General features: G+C 65.1%; 24 protein-coding genes. 18 read left to right on the top strand and 6 right to left on the bottom strand.

The genetic code is table 11. The features are described from left to right. Positions 1 to 22 precede the first annotated feature (22 nt). Both LOC56_RS09875 and LOC56_RS09870 read right to left on the bottom strand, forming a co-directional pair. The gene (locus LOC56_RS09875; RefSeq protein ID WP_229952092.1) at positions 23 to 1189 is read right to left on the bottom strand and encodes an RNA polymerase sigma factor; all 1167 of its coding nucleotides are present in this window, start codon (positions 1187 to 1189) and stop codon (positions 23 to 25) included. Positions 1190 to 1195: 6 nt separating this feature from the next. Then, positions 1196 to 1603, bottom strand: a complete 408-nt coding sequence (locus LOC56_RS09870; protein WP_229952091.1) for a YciI family protein — start codon at positions 1601 to 1603, stop codon at positions 1196 to 1198. Positions 1604 to 1788: 185 nt separating this feature from the next. Between LOC56_RS09870 and LOC56_RS09865 the strand changes: the two genes are divergently transcribed. Continuing rightward, positions 1789 to 2328 carry a DUF2231 domain-containing protein gene (locus LOC56_RS09865; RefSeq protein WP_229952090.1) on the top strand — a complete coding sequence of 180 codons (540 nt, stop codon included), beginning with the start codon at positions 1789 to 1791 and terminating at the stop codon, positions 2326 to 2328. Positions 2329 to 2346: 18 nt separating this feature from the next. Here LOC56_RS09865 and LOC56_RS09860 read toward each other — a convergent pair whose 3' ends face one another. Further along, positions 2347 to 3141 (bottom strand): alpha/beta fold hydrolase, encoded by a 795-nt coding sequence (locus LOC56_RS09860; RefSeq protein WP_229952089.1) that lies wholly within the window; start codon positions 3139 to 3141, stop codon positions 2347 to 2349. Between the two features lie 330 nt (positions 3142 to 3471). Between LOC56_RS09860 and LOC56_RS09855 the strand changes: the two genes are divergently transcribed. The 6 genes from LOC56_RS09855 to LOC56_RS09830 all read left to right on the top strand — a co-directional run bounded on the left by LOC56_RS09855 (position 3472) and on the right by LOC56_RS09830 (position 9252). Next, on the top strand, positions 3472 to 5658 hold the full coding sequence (locus LOC56_RS09855; RefSeq protein WP_229952088.1) for an ATP-binding protein: 2187 nt from the start codon (positions 3472 to 3474) through the stop codon (positions 5656 to 5658). A gap of 666 nt (positions 5659 to 6324) precedes the next feature. After that, positions 6325 to 6588, top strand: a complete 264-nt coding sequence (locus LOC56_RS09850; protein WP_152218540.1) for a phosphoribosyl-ATP diphosphatase — start codon at positions 6325 to 6327, stop codon at positions 6586 to 6588. A 75-nt stretch (positions 6589 to 6663) separates the two neighbouring features. Continuing rightward, a complete protein-coding gene (gene hisG / locus LOC56_RS09845; RefSeq protein ID WP_227922084.1) occupies positions 6664 to 7506 on the top strand; it encodes an ATP phosphoribosyltransferase in 843 nt (280 codons plus the stop codon). Positions 7507 to 7521: 15 nt separating this feature from the next. Next, positions 7522 to 8292, top strand: a complete 771-nt coding sequence (gene hisF, locus LOC56_RS09840; protein WP_229952087.1) for an imidazole glycerol phosphate synthase subunit HisF — start codon at positions 7522 to 7524, stop codon at positions 8290 to 8292. 95 nt (positions 8293 to 8387) lie between these two features. Continuing rightward, entirely contained in the window at positions 8388 to 8873 is a 486-nt protein-coding gene (locus LOC56_RS09835; protein WP_229952086.1) for a GNAT family N-acetyltransferase, read from the top strand. A 4-nt stretch (positions 8874 to 8877) separates the two neighbouring features. Further along, positions 8878 to 9252, top strand: coding sequence for a hypothetical protein (locus LOC56_RS09830; RefSeq protein WP_229952085.1), 375 nt, complete (start codon positions 8878 to 8880; stop codon positions 9250 to 9252). A gap of 12 nt (positions 9253 to 9264) precedes the next feature. Here LOC56_RS09830 and LOC56_RS09825 read toward each other — a convergent pair whose 3' ends face one another. Then, positions 9265 to 9759 carry a hypothetical protein gene (locus LOC56_RS09825; protein ID WP_229952084.1) on the bottom strand — a complete coding sequence of 165 codons (495 nt, stop codon included), beginning with the start codon at positions 9757 to 9759 and terminating at the stop codon, positions 9265 to 9267. 150 nt (positions 9760 to 9909) lie between these two features. Here LOC56_RS09825 and LOC56_RS09820 point away from each other — a divergent pair, with 150 nt between their 5' ends. From LOC56_RS09820 to LOC56_RS09810, 3 genes are all read left to right on the top strand, one after another. Further along, positions 9910 to 11121, top strand: coding sequence for an MFS transporter (locus tag LOC56_RS09820; RefSeq protein ID WP_229952083.1), 1212 nt, complete (start codon positions 9910 to 9912; stop codon positions 11119 to 11121). A gap of 66 nt (positions 11122 to 11187) precedes the next feature. Continuing rightward, positions 11188 to 12228 carry an NAD(P)-dependent alcohol dehydrogenase gene (locus tag LOC56_RS09815; RefSeq protein WP_229952082.1) on the top strand — a complete coding sequence of 347 codons (1041 nt, stop codon included), beginning with the start codon at positions 11188 to 11190 and terminating at the stop codon, positions 12226 to 12228. A 245-nt stretch (positions 12229 to 12473) separates the two neighbouring features. Further along, positions 12474 to 13493, top strand: coding sequence for a DUF808 domain-containing protein (locus LOC56_RS09810; RefSeq protein WP_229952081.1), 1020 nt, complete (start codon positions 12474 to 12476; stop codon positions 13491 to 13493). A gap of 99 nt (positions 13494 to 13592) precedes the next feature. Here the strand turns inward: LOC56_RS09810 and LOC56_RS09805 are convergent, their stop codons facing one another. Together LOC56_RS09805 and LOC56_RS09800 are read right to left on the bottom strand one after the other, a co-directional pair. Beyond that, a complete protein-coding gene (locus LOC56_RS09805; protein WP_229952080.1) occupies positions 13593 to 14249 on the bottom strand; it encodes a dihydrofolate reductase family protein in 657 nt (218 codons plus the stop codon). A 713-nt stretch (positions 14250 to 14962) separates the two neighbouring features. Continuing rightward, positions 14963 to 15607, bottom strand: coding sequence for a TIGR03085 family metal-binding protein (locus LOC56_RS09800; RefSeq protein WP_229952261.1), 645 nt, complete (start codon positions 15605 to 15607; stop codon positions 14963 to 14965). A 101-nt stretch (positions 15608 to 15708) separates the two neighbouring features. Between LOC56_RS09800 and hisI the strand changes: the two genes are divergently transcribed. The 8 genes from hisI to lgt all read left to right on the top strand — a co-directional run bounded on the left by hisI (position 15709) and on the right by lgt (position 22923). Then, the gene (gene hisI, locus LOC56_RS09795) at positions 15709 to 16095 is read left to right on the top strand and encodes a phosphoribosyl-AMP cyclohydrolase (RefSeq protein WP_229952079.1); all 387 of its coding nucleotides are present in this window, start codon (positions 15709 to 15711) and stop codon (positions 16093 to 16095) included. A gap of 67 nt (positions 16096 to 16162) precedes the next feature. Beyond that, positions 16163 to 17749 (top strand): anthranilate synthase component I, encoded by a 1587-nt coding sequence (locus tag LOC56_RS09790; RefSeq protein ID WP_229952078.1) that lies wholly within the window; start codon positions 16163 to 16165, stop codon positions 17747 to 17749. After that, a complete protein-coding gene (locus tag LOC56_RS09785) occupies positions 17746 to 18423 on the top strand; it encodes a Trp biosynthesis-associated membrane protein (protein WP_229952077.1) in 678 nt (225 codons plus the stop codon). Before LOC56_RS09790 ends, LOC56_RS09785 begins: the two co-directional genes overlap by 4 nt. A gap of 109 nt (positions 18424 to 18532) precedes the next feature. After that, positions 18533 to 18823, top strand: a complete 291-nt coding sequence (locus tag LOC56_RS09780) for an HGxxPAAW family protein (protein ID WP_229952076.1) — start codon at positions 18533 to 18535, stop codon at positions 18821 to 18823. Continuing rightward, positions 18824 to 19660, top strand: coding sequence for an indole-3-glycerol phosphate synthase TrpC (gene trpC, locus LOC56_RS09775; protein WP_229952075.1), 837 nt, complete (start codon positions 18824 to 18826; stop codon positions 19658 to 19660). It begins immediately after the preceding gene. Positions 19661 to 19727: 67 nt separating this feature from the next. Next, positions 19728 to 21086, top strand: coding sequence for a tryptophan synthase subunit beta (trpB, locus tag LOC56_RS09770; RefSeq protein ID WP_229952074.1), 1359 nt, complete (start codon positions 19728 to 19730; stop codon positions 21084 to 21086). A gap of 11 nt (positions 21087 to 21097) precedes the next feature. Next, positions 21098 to 21892 (top strand): tryptophan synthase subunit alpha, encoded by a 795-nt coding sequence (trpA, locus tag LOC56_RS09765; RefSeq protein WP_229952260.1) that lies wholly within the window; start codon positions 21098 to 21100, stop codon positions 21890 to 21892. Next, a complete protein-coding gene (gene lgt, locus LOC56_RS09760; RefSeq protein ID WP_229952073.1) occupies positions 21889 to 22923 on the top strand; it encodes a prolipoprotein diacylglyceryl transferase in 1035 nt (344 codons plus the stop codon). Before trpA ends, lgt begins: the two co-directional genes overlap by 4 nt. Positions 22924 to 23087 lie beyond the last annotated feature (164 nt).

Raw genomic sequence — 23087 nt, 5'->3', positions numbered from 1 at the left:
TGCTGCCCTCCGCCAGACCCGCCTATCCATGCGCTTGCCCGGAGCCGTGCCGCGCAGCCGCGTTCAGCCGCGATGCCTGCAGGGTCAGGTGGTCGCGCTCGGCCAGGTTCGGCGCCAGCAGGGCGGCTTCCGCATAGAGCCGTGCGGCTTGTTCGACGTCGCCGCTCTTCTCGTGCAGGTACGCCCGCGCCGCGGTGTGCCGGGGGAGGGACGGATCCAGTTCCGCCAGGGTAGCCAGACCGGCACGCGGCCCGTCCACCTCCCCGACGGCGACGGCCCGGTTCAGCTTCGCGACGGGGCTGCCCGTGAGCCGGACCAGGTCGTCGTACCACTGGACAATCTGCGGCCAGTCGGTCTCCTCCGCCGTCTGCGCGTCCGCGTGCAGGGCGGCAATGGCAGCCTGGGCCTGGTATTCACCCAGCCGGTCGCGGGCCAGCGCCCGCTGCAGGATGGACACCCCTTCAATGATCAGCCGGGTATCCCAGCGGCCGCGGTCCTGCTGTGCCAGCGGAACGAGCCGGCCGCCGTCGTCGGTCCGTGCCGACCGGCGGGCGTGGTGCAGCAGCATCAGCGCCAGCAGTCCCTGCACCTCCGGATGGTTGACGGCGGCGGTCAGCTGCCGGGTGAGGCGGATGGCTTCGGCGGCGAGGTCGACGTCGCCCGAGTAGCCCTCGTTGAAGATCAGGTACAGCACCCGCAGCACGGTGGCGACATCTCCGGGCGTATCGAACCGGACGCCGGCCACGGTCCGTTTGGCCCGGCTGATCCGCTGCGCCATGGTCGCCTCGCCCACCAGATACGCGGCGGCAATCTGCCGGGTGGTCAGCCCGCCCACGGCACGCAGTGTCAACGCCACCGCCGATGACGCGGACAGCGACGGGTGGGCACAGAGGAAATGCAGCTGCAGCGTGTCGTCAGTGGAAGCGACGACGCCGGGCGCGGGTTCGCCGTCGACCTTTAGTTCACGACGACGGCGGGACGATTCCGCGCGGGCGGCATCCAGGAACTTGCGCCACGCGACGGTGACCAGCCAGCCCTTCGGGTCCCGGGGCGGATGCTCCGGCCAGGTGTGCACGGCTTCGAGCAGGGCGTCCTGCACCGCGTCCTCGGCCGCCGCGAAGTCGGCTCCGCGGCGGACGAGGACGGCGATGACCTGCGGGGTGAGAACCCGCAGGCGGCTTTCCTCCACCGGTGGTTATTCCGTGATCGTGACGGGCTGGGCCAGGAACGGACGGACCTCGATCCACTCGTGCAGCGGCTTGCCGCCGGCGGCCGGTGCCGCGGACAGTTCTCCGGCCAGTTCGAGTGCGCGGTCATAGCCGTCCACGTCGATGGCGAACCAGCCGGCGATCAGGTCCTTGGTTTCCGCGAACGGTCCGTCCGTCACCGGGGGCCGGCCTTCGCCGTCGTACCGTACGAAGGTTCCTTCGGGGGAGAGGGCCTGGCCCTCCACGTATTCGCCGTTGGCCTGCAGCCGTTCGGCGTAGTCCGCCATGAACTGCATGTGGGCTGCGACTTCGTCCGGGGTCCACTGGTCCATCGGTACGTTGTTGAGCGCTTCCGGTGCGCCGCGGTAATGCTTGAGCAACAGATACTTGGCCATGACGGTCTCCCTTGTTCTCCTGCAACTGTTCCCCCAACGACACCGCCATTGTGGCTGTGTTCGTACCGGGGACGGAACGGGGGAAGGGATTTCGACATGGACTTGCTGGGCCATTTCCGCGGCCGACTGCGCGGGTTTCGGCGGAGTCTTTGCAGCTGTGCCCGGCGGGCGTAGCGTCAATAAACGTGAGTGAAGTTTCGCTGCCGCTGCGTCTGGCCCGGGCCGTGGGCAACAGTCCGGTCTCGGAACACGTTGCCGCCGCGCAGGAGTTCCTCTACAGGCCGGTTCTCGAATGGGCACGGAAAAGCCCGTTCCATACCGGCGTCCTGGGCCACTCGATCCATCCGCCGCTCACCGATCTGACGCTTGGCTGCTGGGGCAGCGCGTCCATCCTCGATCTGGCCGGCGGAGTCCAGTCACGGCACGGTGCGACCGTTCTGGTGGGTGCGGGGCTGGCCGCGGCGGTGCCCACCGCTATCGCCGGTGCCAGCGACTGGGCGGGAATGACCGGGGACGCGCGTCGCATCGGCGCCGTGCATGCTCTGGGTACCGATGTGGCGGTGTTTGCCAACCTCGGATCCCTGATTGCCCGGACACGCGGCCGGCACGGGCTGGGTGTGGCGCTGGCCCTTGCGGGCAATGCGGTTCTGGCGGGTTCCGGCTTCCTGGGCGGGCATTTGGCGCTCAACCGTGGAACGGCGCGCCGGGTACCTGCCGACGCCTGACGGGTTTTCGGGCGGGACTCAAGCGCGAGATGCCAGGAACGCCGCCGTATCCGCTGCGACCTGTTCGGGGCATTCCCATAAAACCAGGTGGGCGGCGTCGGGATAGATCTTCAGTTCCGCTCCGTCTATGCGGGCGGCCAGAGTGTCCTGGTCCGCACGGGGCAGCAGTCCGTCCTGCCCGCCCCACAGGATCAGCGTGGGAACCTCGATGGCGCCCGTTTCCGTGGGCGGCGTGGCCGTGTACAGGCCGCGCAGGGCGAGTTTCCATGCGTGCGCGGGCATCCTGACGCCGTCACGCACCCGGTCCTCGATGAACCACGGGGGAACCTCTTGGATGAGGGCAAACGAGCCGAGGAAACGGCGCACCCACTCCTCGGCGACGGGATCCGTCAGGCCGTCGACGTCGTCGGCGAACCCGGGCCGGCCCTGGAGGGTCAAGGGGGAACCCACCAGCACGAGTGACGCCACCCGGTCGGGGTACTCCACAGCCAGTTGCTGGGCTACATAGCCGCCGCTCGAGGAGCCAAGGACCGACGCCGACGGCACCTCCAGTGCATCCAGAACCGCGGCGGCATCCTGGGCCTGTTCTGTCAGCGAGTATCCGTCCTGCGGTTTGTCGGCATCTCCCTGGCCGCGGAGGTCCGGGGCATAGATCCGGAAGCCGGCCAGCCCGGGCACCAGCCGGTCGAAGCTCCGGCGGGATTCGGCCCATGCGTGCAGCAGCAGTACCGGTGGCGCTTCGGCGTCGCCCTGGACCAGACACGGCGCCGTGATGCCTGTGTGGAGTTTGAGATTCCGGACCTCGGATTCCATAGCTCAGGGTACGTCGCGCCGGGCAGCGAATTCGAGTAGAACCTGGTTCCCGGGGCGGATTCTCCGGCCAGGTGTGCAGGGCTTCGAGCAGGGGGTGCTGCACCGCCCTCGGCCGCCGTGGAGGTCGAAGACGGTGGTTACCTGCGGGCTGATTGATTTGCGTCGAGATATGGATTCTCGGGCAAAGTTTCAATCGTGGCGCGGCTAAAAAACCGTATCCTCGAAACCCGGTATGGTGAGTCCAATTACGGCTCAACAGAGAGCTTGCAGAACGATCCAGTGATGGCGCGTAAATGCTGACCATTAAGAAATATACAAGGGGGGTGGGCCATGACTGAGCCCAATATGAATGCTTTGAAGGTAGATCCAGAATTTCTGGCTGATTATCAGATCAGGATCAGAAATTGCAACAGCATCGATCAAGCGACTATCTCCCTTCGCCGGTCCTCTCTAAACATCAAATACGGGCCCAATGGTCTCGGTAAGAGCACGATCGCTCGGGCGCTTACTCTGCGTACTGAGGGCGAAGAAAGCCTGAATGCGCTTACCCCCTTCAAGTACCGCTCAATAGCCGACGGACCACGGCCGGTCGTTGAAGGGGCTGAGGAAATCAACAGTGTCCTCACTTTCAACGATGCTTACGTAACGCAGTTTGTGTTCCAGCCTGACGAAGTACTGAAGAACAGCTTTGAAATTTTCATCAATACCGACGACTACAAGCAGGGTCTCGAAAAGATCGAATCCATGTTCGTGTCTCTGAAGGAGACATTCGCGTTGCAGACGGAGTTCAACGAAGCTCTGCTCAGCTTCACTGAGCTGCGCGATGCTTTCAACCTTACAAAGACCGGCGTTGTCGCCAAGACCAGCCGTGGACTTAAAGCACTAGGAGTTGGCGGCAAGCTCAAGAACATTCCTGCCCCGTTGCAGGGATACAAGAGTTTTCTACAAAGCAGCGACCCAGCCGGCTGGATCACGTGGCAATCGAAGGGGAAGGCCTTCCTTGATCTCTCCGAAAACTGTCCGTTTTGCTCGGTTCAGAGTGTCGACAAGGTCACTGCTACGCAAGTCTCTGCAGAATATGAGTCCGCCGCTGTCAAGAATATGAGTGTGCTGCGGAACGCGCTAGATAAGCTTGGGCGCTACTTCGAGCCTGGGTACCTAATCCAGCTAGAAGCCTTGACGATGTCCATCACTGAAATCACGCCTGAGGAGGGGCTCTTCCTTGCCACTTTGCGCGGACAGGTGGAAACGCTCCTCCAAAAGTTTTCCGCAGTGCAAGGACTGTCCTTTCATGCCCTCCGAGATGTAAAAGATGTCTCGGCCGTACTAAATGACCTTAAGGTCGATCTTTCCCTACTGCACGCGGTAAATTCGGACGCGACGAAGTCTGTCGTTGAACTAATAAACGCGAAGCTAGATGAAGTTGCCATCCAGATCATCGACGTACGTAAGGGAATTTCAGAACAGAAGAGGAGGGTTGCTGGTCTCATTCAGGTCAATCAAGCATCGATAAACGATTTTCTCAGTTCCGCGGGCTATCGGTACAAGGTTCGGATCGAGCCCGCTGGAGATTCATATCGTATGCTCTTGGAACACGAGGATGCTTCCGGGCACCTCGACTCTGCGTCGAGTCATTTGAGTTATGGCGAGAAGAACGCCTTTGCGCTCGTGTTGTTCATGCACCATGTAAACCGGGAGCAACCGGACCTGGTTGTGCTGGACGACCCGATCTCCAGCTTCGACAAGACGAAGAAGTTCGCGATCCTCCACCAGCTGTTCCACGGTAAGAACAGTCTGCGTAACCTGACATCGCTCCTTCTTACTCACGATATCGAGCCCGCTATAGATATCGTGCTGACTGGAACGTCCCGTCAGTTCACGGTGGCAGATCCTGCTGTACATTTCCTAAGCGGGCGATCAGGATTAGTGACTGAGAAGCCTATCGCGGCTACCGATATCAACACGTTCTCACAGATATGCGACTCAAATATTTCGTCTGCCAGCGATGATGCCATCAAGTGCATCTACCTGCGACGACGGTTTGAGGTGCATGGCTCCCGCGGCGTTGGGTACGACCTTCTGTCGAGTCTGTTTCACCTACGCGAGGTTCCTACAAAAATGACGGAAGCGCGCGCGCAGACACCGCTCACTGATACAGACATCCGTACGGCGACCGAGGCCGTCCAAAAGCACATTCCAAGCTTTGATTACACACGGGTCCTATCGGAGCTCAAGGACGGCGACGCGCTCAAGGCCAAATTTGACGCTACGGACGTGGGCTACGAGAAGGTACAACTTTTTAGAATCATGTCTGAGCTAAACCCCATCGCTTTGAAGGGCGATAAAGTCTTTACGAAGTTTGTCAACGAGACTTATCACATCGAAAACGAGTATGTGATGCAGCTAAACCCGAGAGACTTCGACGCTGTCCCTGAATACATTGTGGCCGCATGTACCGCACTCGTAGAGGGGTCAGTGGCTGCGGAGGGGAAATCGGATGTCGAGGCTGTAGCCTAACCTCCGCCGGTGCAGGTCATATTCGTGATCCTCATCCCTCTGAACAAATACGGAAGGCCGGCACATGGTGCTGGCCTTCCGGGTCTCCCTCCGGAAGAAGAATATGGTTCCCCCTGAGTGGACGGATCTGATCCCATTCTCGATCTGGTGGAACCGCGACGGGCATGCCGACCGGCACGCTTCGCGACTCGTCGAGTATATGCGGCCGGGCATTCAACGCTAGATTCACCAAAGGATGACGATGCTGGAGGGGCTGACTGGACACAGGCGCGAGAGTTGTTCCCCATAATCCTTAGGGTGCCCGGCTTGCTAGTTGCTCGACAACGGCGGTTAAGTCCGTAGTTTAGGTCGGCGGCTCTGCCATTGCCTGGCCTACCCATAAATCGGCAGGATGCAGTATGTGGTGCGGGCAGAGCCACGTGTCGATCAGAATCTCGGTTCGACATGGATAGCCTAGATGGTATTTAGCTTGCAATCCCTCGAGAAGTGAAAAGCCGCGTTGTAACGGACGAGGGTGAGCGCTACTAAAGCAACCAGCGTGTTCTGTTCATGCCACACTCCGGTAGAGGACTTTGACAACACCATGACTGTTGCGGAGACGCCGGCACCGTCACACCCCGCCCCACGATTCCGCCCCACCGGGCGCCACAGCGTACCCTTGGCAGTGTGAAAACCTTCGAAGACCTCTTTGCCGAGCTGAGCCAGAAAGTTCAGGACCGCCCCGCCGGGTCACGCACCGTGGCCGAATTCGAGTCGGGCGTGCATGGCATCGGTAAGAAGGTTGTTGAGGAGGCCGCCGAAGTGTGGATGGCCGCCGAATACGAATCCGATGCCGAATGCGCCGAAGAAATCTCCCAGCTGCTCTACCACCTCCAGGTCCTGATGCTGGCCAAGGGACTGACCCTGCAGGACGTTTACAAGCATCTCTAGCCGCGCGCTGACTTTCAGCGTGTGGCCCGCCGGTCGAACCTTTTCCCAATCGAACTTCCAGCGAAAGATGCTCCCATGCTCCGTGTAGCCGTACCCAACAAGGGTGCCCTGTCCGAATCCGCCTCCGCCATGCTCAACGAGGCGGGCTACCGCCAGCGCCGCGACACCCGCGAACTGGTCATGGTGGACCCCGATAACGACGTCGAATTCTTCTTCCTCCGCCCCCGCGACATCGCCGTCTACGTCGGCGCCGGAACGCTCGACGTCGGCATCACCGGCCGTGACCTGTTCCTGGACGCGCAGGTGGACGCCGAAGAGCTGATGAACCTCGGCTTCGGTGCCTCCACCTTCCGCTTCGCCGGCCCGGTGGGGGACTTCTCCTCCATCGACCAGCTCGAAGGCAAGCGCCTGGCGACCAGCTACGACGGCCTACTCCGCTCCTACCTGTCCGAACGCGGCATCAACGCCTCCGTGGTCCGGCTCGACGGCGCCGTGGAATCCTCGGTGCGCCTCGGCGTCGCCGACGCGATTGCCGACGTCGTCGAAACCGGCACCACCCTCCGCGCCGCCGGCATGGAAATCTTCGGCGAACCGATTCTGAAGTCCGAGGCCGTGCTGATCGGCCGCAAGGGTGCCAGCCCCGCCGGCGTCGACGTGCTGATCCGACGCCTGCGCGGCGTCCTGGTGGCACGCCAGTACGTGATGATGGACTACGACGTCCGCAAGGACCTCGTGGACGAGGCCGCCGCGCTGACCCCGGGCCTGGAATCGCCCACCGTCTCCCCGCTGCAGAACAGCGACTGGGTGGCCGTGCGATCCATGATCAAGAAGTCGGACACCAACCGGATCATGGACGAGCTCTACGACATCGGCGCGCGCGCCATCCTGGTCAGCAGCATCCACGCCTGCCGGATCTAGGGAAGGGGACACGCCATGAGTGTTGCCATCCGCGTCATCCCCTGCCTGGACGTCGACGCCGGCCGGGTGGTCAAGGGGATCAACTTCGAGGGCCTGCGCGACGCCGGCGATCCGGTGGAGCTCGCGCACCGGTATGACCGTGCCGGCGCCGACGAACTGACCTTCCTCGACGTCACCGCCTCCTCCGGCAACCGCGACACGACGTTCGACGTCGTTGCCCGCACCGCCGAAGAGGTCTTCATTCCGCTGACCGTCGGCGGGGGAGTGCGCTCCATCGCGGACGTGGACCGGCTGCTGCGCTACGGCGCGGACAAGGCCTCCATCAACACCGCCGCTGTCGCCCGCCCCGACGTCATCGACGAAATCACCCGGCACTTCGGTTCCCAGGTGCTGACGCTCTCCGTGGATGCCCGGCGCACGCACGACGGCGCCACGCCGTCGGGCTTCGAGGTCACCACCCACGGCGGGCGCACCGGAACGGGGATCGACGCCGTCGCCTGGGCGAAGGAGGCAGCCGACCGGGGCGTGGGGGAGATCCTGCTGAACTCCATCGACGCCGACGGCACCCGCGAGGGCTTCGACATCGAGATGATTCGGGCCGTCCGCGCCGCCGTCGACGTGCCGCTCATCGCTTCCGGCGGGGCCGGCAAGCCGGAGCACTTCCCGGCCGCCGTGATTGCCGGGGCCGACGCCGTCCTGGCCGCCTCGGTGTTCCACTTCGGCCCGGATGATGCGATCCATCAGGTCAAGCAGGCCATCCGCGACGCCGGGTTCGACGTCCGCTAGCTGCAGGGGACCCCTCACGGCCGCTCCGGCCGTGAGGGCGCGCGGGGCGCTCGTCTTCTGCTGTGGGCGCGGATGAATGTGGCATGCTCACGTCCATGACTATGCCAACACGCCTTCGGCCCGCCGAAGTAAGCGATCTGCCTTTCATCCTCCGCCAGGAGCGTGAGTACATGGAGACCATCGAGCCGCATGCGCTCCAGGGGTGGCTGACGGTTCTCGACCAGAACCTGAAAGTCTGGATCGATTGCCTTCCCTCCACGATCGTCTGCATTGATGCAGATGGGCACCCGCTTGGGTATGTGATGTGGAGCCTTGATGGTGACACCGCAACCCTGATCTCGATCAGTGTCCTCGACGGCCGTCGTCGCCAAGGACTCGGGCGGCTTCTCCTGGATGCGTTCGAGCAGAAGGCCAGCGCAAGCGGAGCCCGCGTTGTGGAACTCGGTGTTTACCGAAGCAACCAGGCCGAGCTGCTCTACCGGGCCGCGGGCTATGAAACCACGGGCCAAGACGGCGGGTATGTGCTGTTCAGCAAGATGCTTAGCCCTGCCGAAGGGGATAACCGGGTATTGCTGGGCTGAACGCATGGGGACGTATGAACGTCCGGGGATCCTGAGCAGGGGAGCCGCCGGGGTCATTCTGGCAGGGGTTATTCTCTGTGCCTTTCCTGCACTCTGGTTCGGGCTGTCACTGGGGTTTTACCCGACCCGCATGGTGTGCACACCGGAAACCGGGTACGGCTCGGGCTGCGACGAAATGGGCATGGAGATTGCGCTGATGGTCTTCGCATTGGTGGCCCTGCCCTGGGCCGGCTTCTCGCTGTATCTGACCATCCGGGTCCGGCAGGGGAGGACGTGGCTGCAAAGGTGGTGGCCCTTTTCGGCGTTCACCCTGCTCACAGCCCTCACGGTTGCCGCCGGCATGGTCTCTGCCCTGAGCGAGCCTGATGCCTACTTCTAAGTCCAGCGGGACCTAAGTTCGGGCCTGGACGAGGTTGGCGAAGGGCAGCCTGCCGTATAAACGGACAAACTCCGCCTGGTACTTTGCGAGGGCCGGGTTGAGCGCGTCGGGCGGCAGTTCCTTCCACGCCACCAGAAGATCCTCTGCATCGAGCAGCTGCCAGATCAGCCGGCCGTCCCAGTGCCCCGGCGGCTTTCCCCTGCCGAAGTCCACGAATTCGGAGATCTGCCGTCGCAGACCGCGGTTGCCCTGGCTGCCGGCGCTGGCCTTGCCGAGAAACAGCACGTCGGCATCCGCCACCCACTCTGCGGCGAGCTCATCCCGGGACAGGGTTGGCTTCTTCTTTTTGAACACCCCTGCCGTGCTTTCCTTGAGGAACCGCGGTTCGAACCCCTCGGGCCGCAGCACGGCGAAAATGCCCTGACGCTGCGGGATCCGGTTGATGTCCAGACCGTCGATGGGCCGGAAGCCGGTGAAGCCGTCATCCTTGAGTGATTTCCTGTTCAACGGGTTCCTAGCGGGTGAAGTGGCTAATTGCGGTCGGCAGGGGGAGATGCTGCGCCCACCAATGATATCCGGACACCCCGGCGGACTCAGTCGGTAACCTTCGTGTTCACAGGCCACAATGGGTCCTGTTGATCCACGAAAGGAATACGCGTGCGCTCCACCGCCGGACCCGGCCTGCTGTTTGTGCTGGTCTGCGCCATGGGTGCCGGCCCGATGATGAACTACGGGCTCTCCGCGACGAGCACGCTGATCATGGCGGACCTGGGGATCAGCGAAGCGCAGTTCGGCGTGCTGGCGGCCACCTGCTTCGCCGGGGCTGCGGTGTCGTCCATGTGGCTGGGCCGGCTGAGCGACCGGATCAGCGCCCGCTCCCAACTCCTGATCATCTTCGGCGGCACCGCCCTGGCCCTGGGCTTCGCCGCCTTGTCCGGCAACTATTTCTGGCTGCTGGCCGCCGTCCTGCTTTCCGGCCCCGCGCAGGCCATCTCCAACCCCACCACGAACCGGATCATCATCCACGCGGTCGAACCGGGCAAACGGCCCGGCTGGATGGGAATCAAGCAGTCCGGTGTGCAGGCCAGCCAGCTGTTCTCCAGTCTCTTCTTCCCTGCAGCCGCGCTGGTCGCCGGATGGCGCGGGGCCGCCGTCGGCGCCGTCGTGGTCCTGCTCCTGCTGCTCGCCTACGCGTGGTACCGGCTGCCGCCCGAACCACGCCTCCACGCTTCGGCGGCGCCCCGGCAACCCGTGGACCGCAAGTTCCCTGCCTCAGTCTGGCTGCTGGCCGCGTTTGCCCTGTTTTCCGGTGCCGGCATGCAGGCCACCAACGTCTACCTGCCCCTGTTCGCCCAGCGGGAGATCGGCTTCTCGCTGCTGATGGGCGGCGTCACCGCGGCGGTGGCCGGCGTCGTCGGGGTGACCTCCCGGGTGCTCTGGGGACGAAGGATGGCCGACGGCGTCCGCGCCTCCACCCTGCTGCTGATCCTGGCGGCCGGGGCGATCTGCGGTGCTGCGCTGCTGCTTGCGGCCGGACAGACCGGCGCGCCCGCGCTGCTGTGGTCCGGCGTCGTCTTCCACGGCGCCTCCGTGCTGGGCGTGAACGTAGTGGTGATGGCCGGTGTGCTCCGGGAAGTGCCGCCGGAACGGGTGGGTGCGGCGTCGGGGGCCGTCTCGTTGGGCATGTACTCCGGTTTCGCGCTGGGGCCGCTGGTCATGGGCCTGCTGCTCCAATACTCCGGCGGCTTCCTGGCCGGGTGGCTGTCCATCGGCGCGGCCTACCTGGTCTGCGGCGGCATCGGCCTGGCGTACCGGCGGCTGGGCTCGAAACGGGCCGGATCCGCCGTCGTCGGAACCGAGCGGAAATAAACGACGCCGGATCGGGCTTGTGCTTTAAGTGCCCTATGGCACGGTTACCCCACAGCTTGGAGATTCATGAGTACCGCACGCGCTTACGCAGCCACTTCCGCCACCGATCCGCTGGTCCCCACCACGATCGAACGCCGCGAGGTCGGCCCGCATGACGTCCTCATCGACATCGCTTATGCCGGTGTCTGCCACTCGGACATCCACACCGTCCGCGGCGAATGGGGACCCATCGCGTACCCGCAGGTCGTCGGGCACGAAATTGTGGGCACCGTGGCCGAGGTCGGAGCCGACGTCACCGCGCACAAGGTCGGAGACCGCGTGGGCGTTGGCTGCATGGTTAACTCCTGCGGCGAATGCGAAAACTGCCAGGCCGGCATGGAGAACTACTGCCTGAACGGCAACGTCGGCACCTACGCCAGCAAGGACCGCGACGGCACCATCACCCAGGGCGGCTACGCCACCTCCGTCGTCGTGAATGACGGCTTCGTGCTCCGCGTCCCGGAGAGCATCCCGTACGAAGCCGCGGCCCCGCTGCTCTGCGCCGGCATCACCACCTACTCGCCCCTCGCACACTGGAACGCAGGTCCGGGCAAGCGGGTCGCCGTCGTCGGCATGGGTGGACTCGGCCACATGGCCGTCAAGATCGCCGTTGCCATGGGCGCCGAGGTCACCGTGCTGTCCCAGACGCTGAGCAAGCAGGAAGACGGCCTGCGTTTCGGCGCCGAGCACTACTACGCCACCAGCGATGAGACCACGTTCGAGAAGCTGGCAAACACATTCGACCTGATCATCAACACGGTCAGCGCACCGATCGACCTGCAGCAGTACCTGTCGCTGCTGCGCCTGGACGGCACCATGGTCAGCGTGGGTGCTCCGCCCGAGGCACTGCCCATCTCCGTCTTCACCCTGATGAGCAAGCGCCGCTCCTACGCCGCCTCGAACATCGGCGGCATCAGCGAAACCCAGGAAATGCTGGACTTCTGCGCCGAGCACAACATTGCCCCCGAGATCGAGCTGATCAAGGCCGAGGACATCAACACCGCCTACGAGCGTGTGCTGAAGTCCGACGTCCGCTACCGGTTCGTCATTGACGCGGCGACTATCTAATCCGTTAGTTGACAGCAGAGGCGCCCCTCCGTTTGGCGGGGCGTTTCTGCGTTGAGGTGTAGCCAGGTTTGGTGCGTGCGACGGGGGATGTAAGGGCAAGGTGGGTACCGGAGGAAACACCATCCGTGTAAAGCCGGCGTAAACCGCCGTAGTCACTGCCCGCCTATAATTGGGCACATGCCAATTCTGCGTCTCGAGGGCGCCATCTACGAACACCTGCCCGTCCCGCATCATGGAGTCGGACTGTGAGCGGGGGACTCGTCGCCTTGCTGGATGACGTTGCCGCGCTTGCACGCATAGCCGCGGCTTCCGTGGATGACATTGCTGCGGGAGCCGCGAAGGCGGGAGCCAAGGCCGCCGGCGTCGTCATTGACGATGCCGCCGTGACCCCCCAGTACGTCTCCGGTGCCGATCCGTCCCGTGAACTCCCGATGATCAAGAAGATCTTCTGGGGCTCACTGCGGAACAAGCTGCTGATCATCCTGCCGGCACTGCTGCTGATCAGTGCCTTCATCCCCGCTGTGATCCCCTTCATCCTGATGCTCGGCGGCACCTACCTCTGCTACGAGGGCGCGGAGAAGGTCTGGCACAAGTTCTTCGGCCACCATGAGGACAAGGAGGCGCCGGCGGTGGAGCGGGGGCCCGACGCCGAGTCCAAGGTGGTCAAGGGAGCCATCACCACCGACTTCATCCTGTCCTGCGAGATCATGGTCATCTCCATGAACGAGGTGGGCGATGCGTCCATCTGGGCCCGCGCCGCCATCCTCGTGGTTGTGGCCATTGCGATCACCATCCTCGTCTACGGGGCCGTGGGGCTGATCGTCAAGATGGATGACATTGGCCTGCATCTGGCGAAAAAGGAGTCAGCAGGCTCCCAGCGCCTCGGTGGACTCCTGGTGAAGGGAATGCCTGCGGTGCTGGCTGCCATCACCTTGGTGGGAACTGTCGCCATGCTCTGGGTGGGCGGCCACATCATGCTCGTCGGTGCCTCCGACCTTGGCTGGCACGCGCCGTACGACCTGGTCCACGCCCTAGAGCACCCCGTGGGCGGCCTTGCAGTTGTGGGCGGCATCCTTGGCTGGCTCGTCAATACGCTCTGCTCGGCAGTGGTGGGCCTGGCGTGGGGGCTGGTTGTTATGGCCGTTCTGCACCCGCTGAAGAAGGTCCTGCCGTTCGGCAAGAAGGACGGACATGAAGACGGTGAGGCCAGGGCGGCAGCAGCCGGGCACAGTTCGGGGAAACCCGACGTCGACCCCGCCGGCTAATCTGGACTCCTGTCTCAGGGGCGGCCTCCTTTGCTAAGGGGGCCGCCCCTTTTTGCGTGCGTGCGGGTTTTCGACAATCCGGGAGCAGACCGGGCAGCGTCAGGATCGCTCCCCGCGCCGGAACGTGACATGCGTGGTGCCGCTCGGTGCCGCTTCCGCCGTGACCTGGCAGTCCGCTTCCAGTCCGCGCAGATCGTCCCACAGCCGGACACCGCGGCCGAGGAGGAGAGGCGCGATGGCGACGTGGAGATCATCGACGAGGCCGAGTCGAAGAAAGTCGCGCACGGTCGACGCGCCACCGCCGACCCGTACATCTCCGCCGCCGGCGGCCGCGGTGGCAGTATCCAGCGCCTCCTCGGGTGTTGCCGTGAGGAACTCGAAGGTGGTGCCTCCTGCCATGTCGAGCGGCTGCCGCGGATTGTGCGTCAGCACGTAGACGGGAACGTGGAAGGGCGGGTCCTCGCCCCACCATCCGCGCCAGTCCGGGTCATCAGGGTTAGCATGCAGCCCGAACATGCCTGCACCCATGATTTCCGCGCCGATGTCTTCGAAGTAGCGCGCGGCATAGCGGTCATCGACGCCGGTAGTTCCCTCTCCGCTTTCATCGTGCAGCACCCGCTGGCGGAAGGTCCGCGTGGCAGCATACGCAGCAGTGAGGCGCCCCCAATCGTCGCCGAAGGGGTTCTCCGGAGTCTGGTCCGTTGTTGTGGCGAACCCGTCGAGCGAGATATTCAGGTCAACGCGGACACGGCTCATGCGTATCTCCTAGTGGTGGGCGAGAGAACCAGCGTGTGTGGGCCGGAGAATGCGCGGCTTCTCAACGGCGCAGGGGCAGCACCGTCCGGCGCTGAAGTTTGGCATGGGCACACGCCCAAGATCCAGAGAGGGCAGGGCGACTGTCAATACCGGTGCCCCAAATATCACGGCCCGGCCGCACGTTCTCCGTGACAACCCGCCAGCCAGCGATGCCTTCCCAATGTGTCTTCACCGTTGGTTGTAAGGGGCTTATCCGGGTGTCTTTGCCGTTGGTTGTACAGATGACGGGCTTATCGGGGCGTCTTCACCGTTGGTTGTACAGATGACGGGCTTATCGGGGCGTCTTTGCCGTTGGTTGTACAGATAACGGGCTTATCGGCGGAGAATGGGCCCATTATCTGTACACCGAACGCTTCGCGCCTGACCTGCCGCCAGCGGATTCGGGCACCGCGTCGCCAAACGGTCAGTCCGGCGGTGCAGAAATCCCGCTTGGAAATCCCGCGCAGCAACCCGGCGCAGGGTGGCCATGCACGGGAGAAACATGCACGGGGAATGGGCTTCCACCGGGTGTACAGGCTCGTTCGACGTTGATAGTGCAGTAGAGACGTTGATAGTGCAGTAGATGCTGCCTGGCCGGCTGGCGGGCAGCACCTACTGCACTATGAACCTGCAGAAATCCCGCGGACAGCGCAGCAACCTGGCGCAGGGGAGAGCTAAAGCCCGATTTCCGCGCTCTCCAGCAGAGCGACGGCGTCCGGCTGGCCCTCGTACATCACCAGCGCATGCCCGGTCCGGCCGTGGGCGTGCAGCAGCAGTTCGCAGGGTTCGCCGACAATCGCCACCGAAACCGGAGCGCGCTTGGCCACATGCCGGGGACCGTCCGGACGGACCAGCACAATGCCCAGGTCGACGCCGCGGTACAGGATGGCTGCGCGCTTGATCAGTTCGGCCCAGAGTGCATCTGAATAGTCCGAGTCCAGCGCACGCGGCGCCCAGCGGTCCGAGGCACGCCGAATGTCTTCGGTGTGCACAAAATACTCGCTCAGGTTGGCGCTGTTATCCACAGCTTTAAGGTGCATGGGGGAGAGCCGCGGCGGGCCGGCGCGGAAGGCGCGGACCAGCTTGGCGTAGCTCTCAGTAGTGGACGCCTTCTGCGCAGTTTCCTCCAGCGCCTTGTTCGCGCGTGCGGCAAGGGGCTTGATGAACGTGCCCAGGGCAGCACTCATCCGGTGCTCGCGCAGATAGAGGTGAGCTGCGAGCTCCTTGGTCTGCCACCCCTCGCAAAGCGTGGGTGCATTGGGCCCGGCTGCAAGCAGGGTCTCGGCCAGGACTTCACGGGACGGATCAACAAAATGCATCACTGCTGAAACTAGCATGGAACCCCGTCTTTTGCCGGGCCTGCGGCACCAAAAGAACGTGCAAGGCAGGGTTTTTCCGCCGGGCAGTAGAATCGGTAGCGATGCTTCCCACACCTTCCCCCCAGAATCCGCCGGCTTCCCTCGATCCCGAGCTCGCCGCGTCATTGAAGCGCGACGACGCCGGGCTGGTGGCCGCCGTCATCCAGCAGTACGACACCAACCAGGTCCTGATGCTCGGCTGGATGGATGACGAAGCCCTGCACCGCACCCTGACCACGGGCCGGGTGACCTTCTGGTCCCGCTCCCGGCAGGAATACTGGCGCAAGGGGGACACCTCCGGACACGTCCAGTGGGTGAAGTCCGTGGCCCTCGACTGCGACGGCGACGCCCTGCTGGTCCGCGTGGACCAGGTGGGGGCGGCCTGCCACACCGGCACCCGCACCTGCTTCGACGGCCGTGAGTTGCCCGCCGTCGTCGGCGCCGCATAAGCCCCCGCATAAACCCCCGCATAAACCCGCTCCACCCACCTCGTAGGGAAGAAGTAGGAACCACACCATGCAGGATCTAGGAGCCATCCGCCCCACCCTGGAGGAATTCCGGGCCCTGGCACGCGACCGCCGGGTGATTCCCGTGCGCCTGACAGTCCTGGCGGACGCACACACCCCCATCGGCATCTACCGCAAGCTCACCGACGGCGAGGCCGGCACCTTCCTGATGGAATCGGCCGCGTCCGGCGGCGTCTGGTCCCGCTATTCCTTCATCGGCGCCCGGTCCCGCGCCACCCTGACCACCCTGGACGGGCAGGTCCGCTGGCTGGGCGAGCCGCCCGCCGGTGTTCCGCTGGACGGCAGCCCGGTCGAGGCCCTGGCCCGCACCGTGGACCTGCTGGCCACCGACCGTTTCGACGAGCTGCCTCCGTTTACCTCTGGCATGGTCGGCTTCGTGGGCTGGGAAACCGTGCGGCACTGGGAGAAGCTGCCCAACCCGCCGGCCGATGACCTGGACCTGCCGGAGATGGCGATGAACCTGGTCTCGGACATGGCCATCCACGACAACAGCGACGGCACGGTCACGCTGGTGGCCAATGCGATCAACTTCGACGGCTCCGATGAGCGCGTGGATGAGGCGTGGCACGACGCCGTGGCCCGCGTCCGCTCGATGCTCGGCCGGCTCGCGGGATCCGCACCGCAGGCCGTTTCCGTGCTGGCCCCGGGAACCGCCGTCGACGTCGCCGCCAACGTGAAGGAAAGCTGGCCCAAGCCCGACTACACCCGGGCGGTGGAGCGCGGCAAGCAGGCCATTGTCGACGGCGAGGTCTTCCAGGTGGTCATCTCGCGCCGCTTCGAGGCCGAATGCCGCGCCGAGGCGCTGGACGTCTATCGGGTGCTGCGCAACACCAACCCCAGCCCGTACATGTACCTGTTCAACTTCGAGGACGCGCACGGCCACCCGTTCAACGTGGTGGGCTCCTCCCCGGAAGCGCTCGTCACCGTGACCGGCCGCGACGTCATCACCCACCCGATCGCCGGCTCCCGGCCCCGCGGCAAGACGCAGGAACAGGACCGGGCCCTGGCCGAGGAACTGCTCGAAGACGAAAAGGAGCGGGCCGAACACCTGATGCTGGTGGACCTGGCCCGCAACGACCTCTCCAAGGTCTGCCGGCCCGGCAGCATCGACGTCACCCAGTTCATGGAGGTGGAGCGGTTCAGCCACATCATGCACCTGGTCTCCACCGTCGTCGGCCGGCTCGCTGACGCCTCCACCGCCTATGACGTCCTCGCCGCGACCTTCCCGGCCGGAACGCTGTCCGGCGCCCCGAAGCCCCGCGCCCTGCGCCTCCTGGACGAAGTGGAACCGCACCGCCGCGGCATTTACGGCGGCGTGGTGGGCTACCTCGACTTCGCCGGAGACATGGACATGGCCATCGCCATCCGCTCCGCGCTGCTGCGCGACGGCAAGGCGTACGTCCAGGCCGGCGGCGGCATTGTCAACGACTCTGACCTCGAAGCCGAAGCGCAGGAAACCGTCAACAAGGCGGCCGCTCCGCTGCGGGCCGCCCTCCTCGCCGGATCGCTGGAGACCGTCGCGGCAACTCCCGCCGGAACTCCCGCCGGCACCATCGCACAGGAAGCAGACAAGTGAGCACCACCACCCCCCGCTGGCAGCGCAAGGGCATCGTCATCATGGTGACCGTCCTGCTGGCGGCACTGGCCTTCGGCACCACCACCCGCACCTGGCTGAACGTCACCCTGCCCGCCGCGAACGTCGTCACGCCCGACGTCGCCGTGTCGGGCAGCGACGCCGCCACCGCCGTCACCGCGTTTGCCGTGGTGGGAGTGGCCGCCGCCCTGGCCGCCGGAATCGCCGGACGGATTGCGCGCTGGATCATCAGCGTCATCATCGTGGTTTCCGGCGTCGGAGTGGCCGTGGCCAGCTCCCGGATCATCAGCGATCCCCTGCAGGGCGCTGCCGGCGCCATCGGCAAGGCCATCGGCGTCAGCTCCGCCGAGGGTACTCAGGTGGAACTGACGCCCATGCCCTACGCCGCACTGGCCATCGGCATCCTGATTGCCCTCGCGGGTATCTGGTTCGCCCTCGCGGGCCGGCACTGGACGACGTCGCGCCGTTACGCCCCCACGGCCGAGCCCGGCGACGCGGCTCCGGACACCGGTGCTGCTGCTGAAGGCACCGGTGCCACCCCCGGCACGAGCCCGGATGCACGCAACCCCAAGGACGCCGCGGCAGGCCCGCCCGTCGATGAAATCGACAGCTGGGACCGGCTCACGCGCGGCGAAGACCCAACGGACCCCAAGTAGGTTCCCCCCACCGCCACCAGATTGGGCCGAACACCGGCGCAATGTGTGAAAGGGTTTCCGCCCAGTAATGGCAGAATGGAAACCAGATTCGTTAACGAGGAGATTCAGCATGAGCACAAACACCGAACAGCACCTGGAAGCCGGTCAGGAAAACGAGGGCGAAAGCCACGCCAGCATCCACGATGAAACCATCGGGCACGGCAACACCCCCGCAGCCTGGACCTGCGTGCTGATCATGATCGTCGGCGCCGCTGTGTCTTCCGTTGCCTACATCATGGCCAGCTACATCGGCTTCTTCGCCGGCATCGCCGTGATGCTGGTCGGCCTGCTGGTCGGCTTCATCATGCGCAAGGCAGGCTACGGCGTCAACGGATCGAAGCTGAAGAACAGCAGCCACTGAGTGAGCGTTCTCGACGACATCATTGCCGGCGTTCGGGAAGACCTTTCCGAACGCCGGCAGAGTGTCTCGCTCGAGCAGGTCCGCGGGCAGGCGCTGCAGGCACCGGCGCCGCTGGATGCCTACGCAGCACTGGGCGGAAACGCGGAACCCCGCACCGAACTGCGGGTCATCGCCGAGGTCAAGCGCAGCAGCCCCTCCAAGGGCGAACTCGCGGACATCGCCGACCCCGCTTCCCTCGCCGCAGCGTATGAGCTCGGGGGAGCAGCCGTCATCAGCGTCCTCACCGAACAGCGCCGGTTCCGCGGATCCCTGGCGGACCTGGACACGGTGCGGGCCGCCGTCGGCATCCCCGTGCTGCGCAAGGACTTCACCGTCGACGAGTACCAGATCTGGGAAGCCCGTGCCCACGGCGCCGACCTGATCCTGCTCATTGTCGCGGCACTGGAGGACGAGCAGCTGCGCAGCTTCCTGGACCTCACGCACGAGCTGGGCATGAACGCCCTCGTCGAGACCCACACCGCCGAAGAAGTGGACCGGGCCCTGGCCCTGGGTGCACGGATTATCGGCATCAACGTGCGCAACCTGAAAACCCTCGACGTCGACCGTTCGGTCTTCGCCTCCCTGGCCGGGGGCATTCCCGCCGGTCCCGTGGTGATTGCCGAATCCGGCGTCCGTGACGCTGCCGACGTCGAGCACTACGCTTCCAACGGAGCCAACGCCGTGCTGGTGGGCGAAGCCCTCGTGAAGCACGCGTCCCCGGCCGAAACCATCGGCGAGTTCACCGCCGCCGGCGCCAAGGCCCTTGCCGGCCGCGCCCGGCACCACGGTGAAAGCTGACCCGTAGCACCAACTCCCTGTCCGGGCAGGAACGGCCCGGGCTCAAGCAGGACAGGACACAAAGCCCATGATCGGGAAGTCGGAACAGGCACAGGCAGCCGGTGCTGCCGCGGAAACCGGAACCGGAAGCGTTACGGAGGCCTTCCTGAACGGGGAAGTTCCCTCCCTGCGGCACGCGTCCGGTCCGTACTTCGGCGAGTACGGCGGCCGATGGATGCCCGAATCCCTGATCGCGGCGCTGGATGAACTGGAAGATACCTTCGAGAAGGCCAAGGCCGATCCGGAGTTCACCGCCCAGGTTGCCGACCTGAACAAAAACTACTCCGGCCGCCCGTCCCTGCTCACCGAGGCCAAGCGCTTCTCCGAGCACGCCGGCGGGGTGCGGATCTTCCTCAAGCGTGAAGACCTCAACCACACCGGATCCCACAAGATCAACAACGTCCTGGGCCAGGCCCTGCTTGCCAAGCGGATGGGCAAGACCCGCGTGATTGCGGAAACCGGTGCCGGCCAGCACGGCGTGGCCAGCGCCACCGCAGCAGCACTGCTCGGCCTGGAGTGCGTGGTCTACATGGGCGCCGAAGACTGCCGCCGCCAGGCACTGAACGTGGCCCGGATGGAACTGCTCGGCGCGAAGGTCATCCCGGTGACCAACGGTTCCCAGACCCTGAAGGATGCCATCAACGAGGCGCTGCGGGACTGGGTCGCCAACGTGGATAACACCCACTACCTGCTCGGCACCGCCGCTGGCGCGCATCCCTTCCCTGCCATGGTCCGCTACTTCCACGAAGTGATCGGCGAAGAGGCCCGCGCCCAGATGCTGGAGCAGGCCGGCCGGCTGCCGGACGCGGTGTGCGCCTGCATCGGCGGCGGTTCCAACGCCATCGGCATTTTCCACGGCTTCCTGGATGATCCCGAAGTAAAGATCTACGGCTTCGAGGCCGGCGGCGACGGCGTCGAAACCGGCCGCCACGCCGCCACCATCACCCTGGGCCGGCCCGGCGTGCTGCACGGCGCCCGCTCCTACCTCATGCAGGACGACGACGGCCAGACGATCGAATCGCACTCCATCTCCGCCGGCCTTGACTACCCGGGCGTCGGACCCGAACACGCCCACCTGGCCGACATCGGGCGGGTCAGCTACGAGCCGATCACCGATGCCGAAGCCATGGACGCCTTCCAGCTGCTCTGCCGCACCGAGGGCATCATCCCCGCGATCGAATCCGCGCACGCCCTGGCCGGCGCCCTCAAGGTGGGCCGGCGGCTCGCCGAGGAGGCCGGCTCCGACGGAAATGTTTCCGAAAAGATTGTCCTGGTGAACCTTTCCGGACGCGGGGACAAGGACGTGGCCACCGCCGCCGAATGGTTCAACCTGCTGGACGAGCGCTCAGCCGAAGCCGAGATCGGCAAAGAAGGGGAACAGCTTTGAGCACCGAGGTAATGCAGAGCAAGTCGGCGGCCGCGATTGACCGGGCCGCCGCCGAGGGGCGTGCAGCGCTCATCGGCTACCTGCCCGCCGGATTCCCCACCGTGGAAGCCACCATTGCCGCAGGCATTGCCCTGGCGGAAAACGGTGCCGACCTGATCGAAATCGGCATCCCGTATTCCGACCCGGTGATGGACGGGCACGTCATCCAGGCTGCCACCACCCAGGCGCTGGCGGACGGCTTCCGCGTGGCGCAGGTGTTCGACGTCGTCGCCGGCATCACCGCGGCCACCGACGCCGCCGTGCTCGTGATGACTTACTGGAACCCGGTGGTCCGGATGGGCGTGGACGAGTTTTCCCGCCGCCTGGCCGAAGCCGGGGGAGCAGGGCTGATCACCCCGGACCTGGTCCCGGATGAAGCCTCCGAATGGCTGGAAGCCTCCGACAAGTACGGCCTGGACCGCGTGTTCCTGGTCGCCCCGTCCTCCACCCCGGCCCGGATGAAGACCACTGTGGCCGCCAGCCGCGGCTTCGTCTACGCCGTGTCGATCATGGGCGTCACCGGTGCCCGTGACAGCGTCAGCGACGCCGCCCAGAGCGTTGTCAGCGCCGCCCGCGAGGCCGGCGCGGAACGCGTCTGCGTCGGGCTGGGTGTCTCCCGCGCCGAACATGTGAAAGAAATCGGTGCCTATGCCGACGGCGTCATCGTGGGCACCGCCCTGGTGGCCGCCCTGCGCGACGGCGGCACCGACGCCGTCGCAACCCTTACCCGTGACCTCAGTACCGGAACTCCGAAGGCCAGCAAATGAACCCGATGTCCGTGTACGCCAGCATCCCCAGCCCGCCTGCCGATTTCAGCAGCTTCTCGCTGGGGCCGCTGACCATCCACGCGTACGCGCTGTGCATCCTGGCCGGCATCATGCTCGCCCTGTGGATGACCTCCCGGCGCTGGAACGCCCGCGGACTGCCCGCAGACGCGGTCTGGGACATCTCCATCTGGGCCATCCCGTTCGGCATCATCGGCGGCCGGCTCTACCACGTGTTCTCCTCCCCGGACGCCTACTTCGGCCCTGACGGGGACCTGTCCCTTATTCCGCAGATCTGGCTCGGCGGGCTGGGCATCTGGGGTGCGGTGGCCCTGGGCGCCGTCGGTGCCTGGATCGGCTGCCGCCGTGCCGGTATCAAGCTGTCCACGTTCGCCGACGTCGGCGCCCCCGGCCTGCTGCTGGCCCAGGCCGTGGGCCGCTGGGGCAACTGGTTCAACCAGGAACTGTTCGGTTCCGAAACGGATGCGCCCTGGGGCCTGGAAATCGACGCGGACAACGCCAACTTCCCCGACGGCGCCGCACCCGGCACTACATTCCACCCCACGTTCCTCTACGAGTCCCTCTGGAACCTGGCCGGCGTTGCCCTGCTCCTGCTGCTTGACCGCCGCTTCCGGCTCCGCGGCGGCCGCCTGTTCTGGATCTACGCCGCGTTCTACACCGCCGGACGGCTCTGGATTGAGCTCCTGCGCATTGACGATGCCGAAATGATTACGCTGCTCGGCGTCACACAACGCCTCAATGTCTGGACCAGTCTGCTGATCCTGATCGCCTCCATCGCGATGTTCATTTACCTGACTTTCAAGGCCCGCAAGGGCGGGGAAGGCTCGCTTTACCTGCCGGGCCACGAACCCGCACCTCAGGACGGTATTACGGCTTCGGATAACAAGAACGAAACAGAAGCCGGGAATGCGGAATCGGCATCAGCCGAACGCCCCGTGCGTGCTAATCTCGCAGAGACAAAAACCGAGGAGTCCCTTCCTCACCGGTCCAAGGACAACGGACCTTCTGCCTGAACCTCCGGGTTACCCTCCCGGCGCTGCAGGCGGAGCCACATTGACGTGGCGCCAGGCGGCTGCAGCACCGGGACACCCCTCCGGAAAAGCGGCGGTTAACGGCACCAAAGATTCCCAGTAAAACCGGATCAGTTTCCGGGTTTACCGGGGTGAAGTGAGCCGTA

It is taken from the genome of Arthrobacter sp. zg-Y179 (assembly GCF_020907345.1).
Lineage (GTDB): Bacteria > Actinomycetota > Actinomycetes > Actinomycetales > Micrococcaceae > Arthrobacter_B > Arthrobacter_B jinronghuae.
The sequence above is the reverse complement of the archived record's forward strand: the minus strand, read 5'-3'. Positions and strand labels throughout refer to the sequence as shown.